The 1,330-nt window shown below is 69.2% G+C and carries 1 protein-coding gene; it reads left to right on the top strand.

Translation table 11 applies throughout. The annotated features are described in order from the left end of the window. Positions 1-106: 106 nt before the first annotated feature. Positions 107-1,330 (top strand): IS701 family transposase (locus SM450_RS30985; protein WP_474623320.1); only part of this gene is annotated, 1,224 nt, incomplete at its 3' end.

Below are 1,330 nucleotides of genomic sequence, written 5' to 3'. Positions count from 1 at the left end.
CTAGTACTCCAACGTCACTTGGCTTCGGCGTTGGGCGTGGCGTGGGCATGAGGGCGGCCACCGCGTTGATCATCGATGGTTTGTGAGGACAACCGAAGATCGCGCGATGGCCGTGGGCCACAGCGTAGACCCCAGCCGGTGGCGGGTCATCCTGGACGAGGCGGTGACGCGTGTCGCTGACCGGTTCGTGCGGGCCGAGCCGCGGGCGACGGCCGGGCAGTTCGTGGAAGGGCTGCTGTCGGACACCGAACGGAAGACCTGCTGGTCGCTTGCGGAACGGGCGGGTAACGCTGATCCGCAGGCGATGCAACGGCTGCTGCGCACAGCGGTGTGGGACGCCGACGCCGTCCGCGACGATGTTCGGGCCTGGCTGATCGAACAGCTCGGCCACCCCGACGCGGTGCTGGTCACCGATGAGACCGGGTTCCTCAAGAAAGGGGTGTGCTCGGTCGGGGTGCAGCGGCAGTACACCGGCACCGCCGGCCGTGTCGAGAACAGCCAGGTCGGAGTGTTCCTGGCCTACGTGTCACCGACGGGACGAGCGATGATCGACCGTCGGCTTTACCTGCCGGAGACGACCTGGTGCGACCGTCCCGACCGGCTCATCGCAGCCGGCGTCCCCGACCAGATCGGGTTCGCGACGAAGCCTGCCCTGGCCCGGCAGATGATCGCCGCCACCCTGGACGCCGGTGTCCCGTTCGGGTGGGTGACCGGCGACGAGGTCTACGGCGCCGACCCGGGCCTGCGAGCTGAGCTGGAACAACGCGAGATTGGCTACGTCCTGGCGGTCGGCTGCGACCGACGCGTGGCCGTCAACGACGGCCGTACCCTGATCCGCGTCGACGACCTCGCCGACCGGATCCCCACCCGCGAGTGGCAGCCGCACAGCTGCGGCCCCGGGGCGAAAGGACCACGCGAGTACCTGTGGGCCTGGATCACCACCGCCACCAGGCCGGGTGAGCACCGGTGGCTGCTGATCCGCCGCAACCGCACCACCGGTGAGCTGGCCTTCTACCTGTGCTGGTCACCCCGCCCCGTCCCGCTGCACACACTTGTGCGAGTGGCCGGCTCCCGATGGAGCATCGAAGAGCTGTTCCAGACCGGCAAAGGCCAGGTCGGCCTGGACCACTACCAGGTCCGCGGCTGGACCGGCTGGCACCGCTTCATCACCCTCGCCATGCTCGCCCTGGCCGTCCTGACCATCCTCGCCGCCACCGCGCAGCAGCCCAACGCTGATGCGGACACCATCGCGTTGACCCTCGCTGAGATCCGCCGCCTCCTCAACGCGTTCGTCCTCGCCACAGCACCACCACCAGCGCACACCCTGCAC

The organism is Micromonospora marincola (assembly GCF_056150385.1).
Note: the sequence above shows the minus strand (reverse complement) of the source record. Positions and strands in the feature narration are given on the sequence as shown.